8 protein-coding genes are annotated in these 9,436 nt (G+C 52.9%); 4 read left to right on the forward strand and 4 right to left on the reverse strand.

Annotation, left to right across the window (positions count from 1 at the left end):
• Positions 1 to 190 precede the first annotated feature (190 nt).
• Together fumA and fumC are read left to right on the forward strand one after the other, a co-directional pair.
• A complete protein-coding gene (gene fumA, locus LZ634_RS05785; protein WP_234502961.1) occupies positions 191 to 1,837 on the forward strand; it encodes a class I fumarate hydratase FumA in 1,647 nt (548 codons plus the stop codon).
• Positions 1,838 to 2,061: 224 nt separating this feature from the next.
• The gene (gene fumC / locus LZ634_RS05790) at positions 2,062 to 3,465 is read left to right on the forward strand and encodes a class II fumarate hydratase (protein WP_234502963.1); all 1,404 of its coding nucleotides are present in this window, start codon (positions 2,062 to 2,064) and stop codon (positions 3,463 to 3,465) included.
• On the opposite strand, the gene tus is transcribed toward fumC, so the two are convergent.
• Complete coding sequence (tus, locus tag LZ634_RS05795) at positions 3,462 to 4,394, reverse strand: DNA replication terminus site-binding protein (RefSeq protein WP_234502965.1); 933 nt, start codon at positions 4,392 to 4,394, stop codon at positions 3,462 to 3,464. The two genes, fumC and tus, sit on opposite strands and share 4 nt — an antisense overlap.
• An 85-nt stretch (positions 4,395 to 4,479) precedes the next feature.
• The gene (rstB, locus tag LZ634_RS05800) at positions 4,480 to 5,781 is read right to left on the reverse strand and encodes a two-component system sensor histidine kinase RstB (protein WP_234502967.1); all 1,302 of its coding nucleotides are present in this window, start codon (positions 5,779 to 5,781) and stop codon (positions 4,480 to 4,482) included.
• Positions 5,782 to 6,128: 347 nt separating this feature from the next.
• Between rstB and LZ634_RS05805 the strand changes: the two genes are divergently transcribed.
• Positions 6,129 to 6,611 carry a glutathione peroxidase gene (locus LZ634_RS05805; protein WP_234502969.1) on the forward strand — a complete coding sequence of 161 codons (483 nt, stop codon included), beginning with the start codon at positions 6,129 to 6,131 and terminating at the stop codon, positions 6,609 to 6,611.
• Between the two features lie 98 nt (positions 6,612 to 6,709).
• On the opposite strand, the gene LZ634_RS05810 is transcribed toward LZ634_RS05805, so the two are convergent.
• The gene (locus tag LZ634_RS05810; protein ID WP_234502972.1) at positions 6,710 to 7,012 is read right to left on the reverse strand and encodes a putative quinol monooxygenase; all 303 of its coding nucleotides are present in this window, start codon (positions 7,010 to 7,012) and stop codon (positions 6,710 to 6,712) included.
• Positions 7,013 to 7,271: 259 nt separating this feature from the next.
• Here LZ634_RS05810 and LZ634_RS05815 point away from each other — a divergent pair, with 259 nt between their 5' ends.
• The gene (locus tag LZ634_RS05815) at positions 7,272 to 8,192 is read left to right on the forward strand and encodes a M14 family metallocarboxypeptidase (protein ID WP_234502974.1); all 921 of its coding nucleotides are present in this window, start codon (positions 7,272 to 7,274) and stop codon (positions 8,190 to 8,192) included.
• Positions 8,193 to 8,277: 85 nt separating this feature from the next.
• Here LZ634_RS05815 and LZ634_RS05820 read toward each other — a convergent pair whose 3' ends face one another.
• Positions 8,278 to 9,432: an MFS transporter gene (locus LZ634_RS05820; RefSeq protein WP_234502989.1), complete on the reverse strand. Its 1,155-nt coding sequence runs from the start codon at positions 9,430 to 9,432 to the stop codon at positions 8,278 to 8,280.
• Between the last annotated feature and the right edge of the window lie 4 nt (positions 9,433 to 9,436).

Genomic DNA, 9,436 nt, shown 5'->3' on the forward strand with positions numbered 1-9,436 from the left:
CCTGTTTCAATGTGGATTCTTTTGGCTGTATTAAAGCAAAAAAACGCACGGCCGTATGCTGGAGAAATAAAAAGTCGTACTAGTCTCAGTTTTTGTTAAAAAATTGTGTACGATAGGGTAACTCGCTTTTACATGGGCAAATGGGAAGTCCGCCCTTCATAACATCATCAAAGCAGTAAGTGAGAGCACAATGTCGAATAAACCTTTTTACTATCAGGATCCTTTTCCGTTAAAAAAGGATGAAACCGAATACTACCTGTTGAGCAACGACTACGTTTCCGTCGCAGAGTTTGAAGGGCAGGAAGTCCTCAAAGTTGCCCCGCAAGCGCTGACGCTTCTCGCCAAACACGCCTTCCATGACGCCTCCTTTATGCTCCGCCCCGCGCATCAGCAGCAGGTAGCCGATATTCTGAGCGATCCGGAAGCCAGCGAAAACGACAAGTACGTAGCGCTGCAGTTCCTGCGTAACTCCGATATCGCCGCGAAAGGCATTCTGCCGACCTGTCAGGATACCGGCACCGCCATTATCATGGGCAAAAAGGGCCAGCGCGTGTGGACCGGCGGTGGCGATGAAGCTGCTCTGGCTCGCGGCGTGTATGACACCTTTATCGAAGACAACCTGCGCTATTCGCAAAACGCCGCGCTGGACATGTATAAAGAGGTTAATACCGGCACCAACCTGCCAGCGCAGATCGATCTCTACAGCGTGGACGGCGACGAGTACAAGTTCCTGTGCATCGCTAAAGGCGGCGGTTCGGCGAACAAAACCTATCTGTACCAGGAAACCAAAGCGCTGATCACCCCGGCGAAGCTGAAAAACTACCTCGTCGAGAAAATGCGCACGCTGGGCACCGCGGCCTGTCCGCCGTACCACATTGCGTTTGTGATTGGCGGAACTTCAGCTGAAGCGACGCTGAAAACCGTCAAGCTGGCGTCGACCAAATACTACGATGGCCTGCCAACCGAAGGTAACGAACACGGCCAGGCATTCCGCGATGTACAGCTGGAAAAAGAGCTGCTGGAAGAGGCGCAGAACTTAGGTCTCGGCGCGCAGTTCGGCGGCAAATACTTTGCCCACGATATCCGCGTTGTGCGCCTCCCGCGCCACGGTGCATCTTGCCCGGTAGGCATGGGTGTGTCCTGCTCCGCTGACCGTAACATCAAGGCTAAGATCAACCGCCACGGTATCTGGATTGAGAAACTGGAAAACAATCCGGGCAAATACATTCCTGAATCGCTGCGTAAAGCCGGCGAGGGTGAGGCAGTGAAGGTTGATCTCAACCGTCCGATGAGCGAGATCCTCAAGCAATTGTCGCAGTATCCGGTTTCCACGCGTCTGTCGCTGAGCGGCACCATCATCGTTGGCCGCGATATCGCCCACGCTAAGCTCAAAGAGCGGATGGACAAAGGCGAAGGGCTGCCGCAGTACATTAAAGATCACCCAATCTATTACGCGGGCCCGGCCAAAACCCCAGAAGGCTACGCCTCCGGTTCGCTTGGCCCAACGACCGCAGGGCGTATGGACTCCTACGTGGATCAGCTGCAGTCCGAAGGCGGCAGCATGATCATGCTCGCCAAGGGCAACCGCAGCCAGCAGGTGACCGACGCTTGCCATAAACACGGTGGTTTCTACCTCGGCAGCATCGGTGGCCCGGCGGCGGTGCTGGCGCAAAGCAGTATTAAGAGTCTGGAATGCGTCGAATACCCTGAACTGGGGATGGAAGCCATCTGGAAAATTGAAGTGGAAGATTTCCCGGCGTTTATCCTGGTGGATGACAAAGGCAACGACTTCTTCCAGCAGATCCAGTCGTCACAGTGCGACCGCTGCGTGAAGTAATCTTTAACCGCCCCGTGGGGGCAACCGCGAGTTTGAGATTGAGATACCCGGGGCGACCACCGGGTTTGGCGTCCCTCCGGGAACCAAATCCCTGCGTTTCCCCTAATCGCATTGCTCAAGTGTACGGTTGTTACCCCTCGTGGCGGTTTTTATTTGTACCATACTTACCCAAGTTTGCCTGAGCAATGTCACTTCACAATCACTTTGAATTCAAGGAGAAGGTAATGACAACGTCACGCCGCGAAAGCGATTCTATGGGGCCGATTGAGGTTCCAGCCGATAAACTGTGGGGCGCGCAAACCCAGCGCTCGCTGGAGCATTTCCGGATTTCTACCGAGAAAATGCCGCTTTCGCTGATCCACGCCCTTGCGCTTACCAAGCGCGCGGCGGCAAAGGTAAACCAGGATTTAGGCCTGCTGAAGGCCGATAAAGCCGGGGCGATCATCGCCGCGGCCGATGAGGTACTGAATAACCAGCATCCGGACGAGTTCCCGCTGGCCATCTGGCAAACCGGCTCCGGTACCCAGAGCAATATGAACATGAACGAAGTGTTGGCGAACCGCGCCAGCGAGCTGCTGGGCGGCGAGCGCGGCATGTCGCGGCTGGTGCACCCGAACGATGACGTCAACAAAAGCCAAAGCTCTAACGATGTATTCCCCACCGCGATGCACGTGGCGGCGGTGATTGCCGTGCGTGAACATCTGCTGCCGCAGCTGGCGGTTTTACAGGAGACGCTGCGTCAGAAGTCCGAAAGTTTTCGCGATATCGTCAAAATTGGCCGTACCCATCTTCAGGACGCCACGCCGCTGACGCTCGGCCAGGAGTTCTCCGGTTGGGTAGCGATGCTCGAGCATAACCGTCGACACATTGAACAAAGCCTGCTGCATCTTAGCGAGCTGGCCTTAGGCGGCACGGCGGTGGGCACCGGTCTTAACACCCACCCGGAATATGCGGTTCGCGTGGCGCAAGAACTGGCGACCATTACCCAACAGCCGTTTGTCACGGCACCGAATAAATTTGAAGCGCTGGCGACCTGCGATGCGCTGGTGCACGCCCATGGCGCGTTAAAAGGGCTGGCGGCATCGCTGATGAAAATCGCCAACGACGTGCGCTGGCTGGCGTCCGGCCCGCGCTGCGGTATTGGTGAACTGTCTATCCCGGAAAACGAACCGGGGTCGTCCATCATGCCGGGCAAAGTGAACCCAACCCAGTGCGAAGCGATGACCATGCTCTGCTGTCAGGTGATGGGCAACGACGTGGCGGTGAATATGGGCGGGGCTTCCGGAAACTTCGAGCTTAACGTCTTCCGACCGATGGTGATTCACAACGTGCTTCAATCGGTTCGCCTGTTGGCTGACGGCATGGAGAGCTTTAATGAGCACTGCGCGGTGGGGATTGAACCCAACCGCGAACGCATCGATCAGTTGCTCAATGAGTCGCTGATGCTGGTGACCGCGCTCAATACCCACATTGGCTACGATAAAGCGGCAGAAATTGCCAAAAAGGCGCACAAAGAAGGGCTGACCTTGAAAAACGCCGCGCTGGCGCTGGGCTATCTCAGCGCCGATGAATTTGACCGTTGGGTTCGCCCGCAGGAGATGGTGGGTAGCCAGATAAGCGGCGCTTAATCAGTCGCCAGCCACAGGTGCAGCCGCGGGATAATCAACTGCAGCGGCTGTGCCTGAGGTTTATGCCGATGCTGAACGTTATCGGCATCGTAGTTCAGCAGTTCGCCAAGATCCGGCACGCTCACCCCATTTCTGCCAGACAACACCGCAATCAGCGGCCCAGGACAGGCGTACTGCACCTGTTTTTGCTCTCCTGCGTACCACACGCGCGCAATCGGCTGGACCTTCACCGGGCGCTTAATCTTCAGTCGCGCGTTCTGCGGCAGGGCGGCGATGTCCTGATACTCTCTCTCCAGCTTCTGCTGCCACTGTTCCCGCGTCCACGGCGGCACCGCCCGCGGTGACTTCAGGCTTTTTTCGAGCTGCGCCATCACTTCATCGCGAGTCAGATTTTTGATGATGTGCTTATTGGCCCAGCCAAAACGAATGGTGCTGGGCTCGGAAAGCAGGGTCAGCGAGCGGTAGGCATTTAGGGTAATCAAGCCGGGGATATAGCGATGTACCCACTCGAACCGCGCGACTGGCGGCAGCCCGGAATCGACGGTAATGATTTTCTCCAGCTCTGCTTTCAGCGTATTAATCAGCCCGACGCGGGCAGCTAGCGCCTCATGTTGCGCCGTACTTGCCTGTAAGCAAATTGCCCCCGGTAGCCGCACGGCTGCTTTGCTGCTGCGGTTTTCCGACTGCTGCTGGATAAACAGGTGGCCGAAGTGTTGCAATGAGCGGGTAAATGCCGTCTGGCCAATATGTTGCACCACCTTAACCTCTGACATCGGCGCGTGTTCCGCGCTTTTATCGACTTCAGGTAGCTCAAACACTCGTGCGGTTAGCAGGCGGCAGTCGCTCAACTCATCGCGCAGGGCGGCAATGTTGCGTTCAATCTGGCGAAAGGTATCGGTTAACCGTTCAACGAGGTCGTAGCTGGCCATGGTTATCCCTTGAAAATGTCATTAGTTACAACATACTGTTTGTGCTTTCACTATACGCCGGGAATCGGCAACGTGCAAACCGCGGTCAGCTAGCCGCGGGCAGGGAGATATGGTGGTAGATAGGCCATTGTAGGCTGAAGCTGGCGCCGCCGAGCGAACTGCTTTCGCAACTGGCGTGACCGCCCATCGCCACGGCGATAGAGTGCACGATGGCAAGCCCTAATCCGCAGCCACCGGTAGCGCGATCGCGGCTCGGGTCGAGTCGCACAAACGGTTCGAAAACTCGCTCGCGCTCGCTTGCCGCAATCCCCGGGCCATCATCTTCCACGCGCAGGCAGGCCTGGCTACCGTTGCGGGTCAGGCTGACCTGAATTTTTGACTGGCTATAGCGCATGGCGTTATTGATGAGGTTATCCAGCACGCGTTCCATCAGGCGCATATCCAGCGCGCCGAAATCGCCATGCGTAATCTCGCCAATCACCACCTGGCGCTGAGGATTCACCGACTGAACATCTTCAACGTGGGCCGCAATCCAGCCAGGAAGGTCCGGCGTGGTCAGGGACAGTTCGGTTTGCGGGCGGTCGAGACGCGCGTAGGTGAGCAGCTCTTCAATCAGCGCTTCCAGTTGCCCGATATCGCGATTAAGCGCCAGCGACTCCGCTTCGGTCAGATTTTCGCTCATCTCCAGGCGATAGCGTAAGCGCACCAGCGGGGTACGCAGTTCATGGGCAATGCCATCAATTAACTGCTTTTTACTGGCGATCAGCGCGTTAATATTGTCGGCCATCTGGTTAAACGCCACGCCCAGGCGTTCAAAGCTCGACATGCTGTCAAAATGAATTCGCTCGGTAAGATGACCGTCACCAAACCGCTGCGCGGCGCTCTCCAGACGCAGCATGTCCTGCCAGTGCGGTCGCATCCAGATAAACACCGGGAAGGCCAGCGAAATGGCAATAAACGCCATCAGCGCAATATCTAAGAGCCGCATCTCATGCATAAAGTAGAGATAGGGAATCGGGCCCACGGCCAGGACATAATGGCTACGCGGAATACGCTGAATAAAGGTGTACTGATCGTCAAGCGCGACGATATCGCCCGCGCGTAGATGCTGCATTGAGCTTTCGCCCAGCTCGAACTTACTGAGCGGCTCAATGCGCAGATCGAACGACAGGTTCAAATCCAGCTCGTTGAGGGTTTTACTCCAGTTGCGCGGCGGTATTTCACGCAGTTCGCTGCGCATCAGAGACAACGAGCTTTTCATCAGATCGTCGAGCGACTGACGTCCCGCGCGTTCGGCGGTGAACTTATATACCAGACCGACCAACATGGTCATGACGAGGAAGCAGACAAACAGCAACAGGTAAAATTGCACAAACAGCTTTTTCATCTAAAACCACCGAACGTTCAATATGTTAACTAATGCCTGTTGCTGTCTGAGGCTCCAGGAGCATGACGATATTCACTGATGAGCGAACGCCATCCTGCGTATTTACCCTGGCAGATTACACTGTATACATTATTTCTGCATTCACATGGGCTATCGAACTGCACGATGGCATATCCAGCAAACCCTATGACGAGTAAAAGCAGGGCGGCAAAATCAATCAAATCGGGGGACGTAACTCTATGGGGAACCGCTCAAATGTCGTTGGTTAGTTGTCCTTTTCCTTCGGCTTTGCAACTATGTGTCGCGCGAACAAACAGCAGAGGAATTTCTACCGTGAGGATTCTGATATGACCACCTTTCATCAGCTGACCGCCACTAGCCTGGGTGGCCAGCCTATCTCAATGGCCGATTACACGGGCAAGCTGGTGTTGGTTGTTAATACCGCCAGCCATTGTGGTTTCACGCCGCAATATGCAGGGCTTGAAGCGCTCTACAAGAAGTACGCCGCCCAGGGGCTGGTGGTACTTGGTTTTCCCTGCAATCAGTTCGGAAAGCAGGAGCCCGGTGGTGCCGATGAAATCGCGCAGACTTGCCACATCAACTACGGTGTGAGCTTCCCGATGTTTGAGAAAGTTGAGGTCAATGGTTCCGCGGCGCACCCGGTGTTTCGTTATCTCAAACACCAATTGCCCGGCGTGCTGGGAGGAAGAATTAAGTGGAACTTCACTAAGTTCCTTGTCGGGCGCGACGGCATACCGCTCAAACGTTTTGCACCGTACGCCACTCCAGAGAAAATGGAAGCCGTCATCCTTGCTGCACTCGAAAAGTAAGTTTCGCGGCCTCAAGCTAAAGATTGAGGCCGGAATGAGAATCGGCTGAACGCGCTTTGTGCTGAATAATGTGGACTGTTCATGGATCGATAAATATTTTATAAATCGTCCGGTTCTACCCGGCAATGCATCAAAATATATTGAGCATCCTTACGCTTATGTCGATCAATTAATGGTACAAGCCGCCTAAAATGCTCACTTGCACAGTGCAGGTCAAGCGCCGCCCGATCTGTCCATTCCTCTATAAAAATGAAATGACCCGGATCTTTTTCATCGATATACAGATCATAAGCAATGCAAAAGGGTTCCTTTCTGGTGGCCGAAATTAGCTCACGGTACAGCGGCATGACTATTTCAATACAATCCGGTTTTATAAAATCCTCAGCAATAACTTTTAACATTCCTGCTCCTCAGTAAAAACGTCATTTTCCGATAAAAACAACAATCCTGTTTCTAACATCATTGAACCGTTATTGTCGATGCGTTGCGGGCATTTGATTCATGGTGATAGCAGAGGAGGCCGCCACTGTTTTGGTCCTCGTCAGCGATGTCATGCTGAAGTTACCGAAACGGTCTTTTGTGATAACGTTTGGTCAGCAGTACTTCATTGGTCACAGATCCTTCTGCCCTGGATAACAATCATCATTAAATGAGCGTCTTATGACAGAACAAAAGATTTACCCGATAGGTACACCCGGTAAGCCCTGGACTGCAACTGAATTACAGCAGTGGCGTGAAAGTCAGACTCGTTTGCGAAGTTATCAGCGTGATGTGCTTGATGCTCTGGACATTATCCGTCTTCGCTATGACCTCATCCAATATGGCGAGTTGTGCTATGGCGATGAAAGCTATCCGTTGATGGCTGTTAAATCCAGGCGCTGGGACGATACGCTGCCCGTTGTGCTGATTACGGGAGGGGTACATGGTTATGAGACCAGTGGTGTGATAGGTGCCCTGGAATACCTGTCAGGAGATGATGCCGACTACCAAGGGAAAGCGAATTTACTGGTTGTTCCCTGCGTCAGCCCGTGGGCCTATGAACGTATATCGCGATGGAACTACAACGCTGTTGATCCGAATAGACAGTTTTTCCCAGAAGGAAATGCCGAAGAGTCACGTGCTTTAATGGCATTTATCTCCCCTTATTCTGGTCGGTTTATTGTCCACGTTGATTTGCATGAAACGACTGACACCGATGAAAGTGAGTTCAGTCCGGCTCTGGCAGCTCGGGACGGAAAGAAGTATGAGCCTGAAGAAATTCCGGATGGTTTTTATCTTGTCAGCGATACGCAGAATTCAAGGCTGGATTTCCAGCAGGCACTCATCAGTGCTGTCTCAGCAGTCACCCATATTGCGCCAGCAGATTCACAGGGCAGAATGCTTGGTTTTCCTGTGGTTAGCCCGGGTGTGATTGAGTACGATAACAGTGCCTATCACCTTTGCGCCACCATGACCGGAGCACCTTTTACTACGACGACGGAAGTGTATCCGGACAGCCCGAGAACATCTCCGGATGAATGTAATCGTGCGCAAATCGCCACTATCCGCAGCGCGATTAGATTCTCACTGAATAGCCTTTAATAGCCCGGATGCATGTTGTAGTGGCCAGTGAATACTGGCCACCGTTTTACCGTAAAACGATATTTATTCTCTGATTCCTCTGACATCAGCCATCCGTTGTAATAAGGTGATCCGGCTGGATATCCCGTTTAGCCAGTTTCTTTTGCAGAATAATAATGATAATTGGAAACAGTGATGCGGATATTGCGCAGACCACCAGCAACGTGTTCACATTTCTTTGCGCCATACCATGGTCGGGTAATAAAAAAGCAGACAGGAAAAATGCGAGGGTTGTAATCAGATACATTATTGATGTCTGTAATGACGAGAATCCAGCGCGTTGGCTATCATCCGGAAATTGAATTGTAACCGCTGAGGATGAAACCAGACGACTGTAAGAAGCACCGAGAAATAGAGTAATAAATAACGTCGCATGCTGATAACCCAGGATGGGGATGAGCAAACTCAATATAAAGATTAGTGTGGAACCTGTAGCCAGAATCAAAGCAGAAAAATGGGCAGTTAGCGCACCTGTAATTTTTGTAGACAGATAACCGGTAATTCCTCCGGCGAGGAACAGCCACGGCAACAGGTTTTGCGAAGCGCCCAGCTGCTGCGTCATTAAAGGTACCAGAATAGGGATGACCAGCATTGGACTAAACTGGACCAACGCATTACTGGAAGCGAACAGTAAAGTCTCCGCACTGAGAGACTGTGTGCTGAGTGTGGGGAAGGAGGCCGAGTCCTGAGGAATGATGGATACAATCAGCGGCAGTGCCAGCAAACAAAGTGCACTTATTAACCACAAAGCGACATGCCAGCCATAATGCGCGCACAAAAATAATATCGTTGGCATACCAACAATGCTTACCATTGAGAATGACGCAATCACCGTCGCCAACATTTTTCCGCGCAAGTTAGCCGGTGCGTTGTTTATCAATATACTTGTACCCACACCCATTGTCGTACCTCCAACCAACCCCGCACAGAACCGTAGTGCAAGCAGAAGACTAAAACTGGCGGTGAATGTCGTCAAAAGCGTCAGTAGACCTAATAGCGCCATATTGGCGATTAAAAAACGTTTCTTATTGAAATGACCAATCCAGTAGAAGGCGATAACTCCCGAAAGGACTGCACCCGATGTGTACATACCGGACACATAGCCTGAGAAGGATACGGGAACGGAAAAATCTGCTGCCATAAAAGCAAAAATAGGGTTGAACATCATGTATTCCAGCGCGTTAGTGGGTGATGCTGCCAACTTA

It is taken from the genome of Kluyvera intermedia (genome assembly GCF_021440345.1).
In the GTDB taxonomy this organism is placed as follows: Bacteria; Pseudomonadota; Gammaproteobacteria; order Enterobacterales; family Enterobacteriaceae; genus Kluyvera; species Kluyvera intermedia_A.

Excerpts from the sequence above, each read along its gene's own strand:
- LZ634_RS05810 (WP_234502972.1), bottom strand. The coding sequence starts at position 7,012 with ATGTTAAAAGTTATTGCTGAGGATTTTATAAAACCGGATTGTATTGAA.
- LZ634_RS05805 (WP_234502969.1), top strand. The coding sequence starts at position 6,129 with ATGACCACCTTTCATCAGCTGACCGCCACTAGCCTGGGTGGCCAGCCT.
- fumC (WP_234502963.1), top strand. The coding sequence starts at position 2,062 with ATGACAACGTCACGCCGCGAAAGCGATTCTATGGGGCCGATTGAGGTT.
- rstB (WP_234502967.1), bottom strand. The coding sequence starts at position 5,781 with ATGAAAAAGCTGTTTGTGCAATTTTACCTGTTGCTGTTTGTCTGCTTC.
- tus (WP_234502965.1), bottom strand. The coding sequence starts at position 4,394 with ATGGCCAGCTACGACCTCGTTGAACGGTTAACCGATACCTTTCGCCAG.
- LZ634_RS05815 (WP_234502974.1), top strand. The coding sequence starts at position 7,272 with ATGACAGAACAAAAGATTTACCCGATAGGTACACCCGGTAAGCCCTGG.
- fumA (WP_234502961.1), top strand. The coding sequence starts at position 191 with ATGTCGAATAAACCTTTTTACTATCAGGATCCTTTTCCGTTAAAAAAG.